1 protein-coding gene is annotated in these 236 nt (G+C 45.3%); it reads left to right on the top strand.

Translation table 11 applies throughout. From position 1 onward, the window contains the following. A partial coding sequence (locus tag ACT3RN_RS16390; RefSeq protein ID WP_444518914.1) for an ABC transporter permease occupies positions 1-236 on the top strand: 236 nt, incomplete at both ends.

Genomic DNA, 236 nt, shown 5'->3' with positions numbered 1-236 from the left:
ATACTATTAACCGCTGCGATTCGCACGGTGGTGCAGCTTAGTTTCATCGGTTTGATATTGGCTTGGATTTTTGCACGTAAACAATGGTATGAAGTACTTCTTATTTTGACCATCATGACCTTGATTGCTGGCAGTGCTGCCAAAAACCGGGTCAAACGCAGATATAAAGGCTTACTGACGGATACCTTCCTTGCAGTCAGCACCTCAGCGACATTGGTCACTGCCATAGCCGTTAT

Origin of the sequence: Psychrobacter sp. AOP5-GZ1-6, from assembly GCF_052376345.1 — a bacterium.
GTDB lineage: Bacteria > Pseudomonadota > Gammaproteobacteria > Pseudomonadales > Moraxellaceae > Psychrobacter.
Note: the sequence above shows the minus strand (reverse complement) of the source record. Positions and strands in the feature narration are given on the sequence as shown.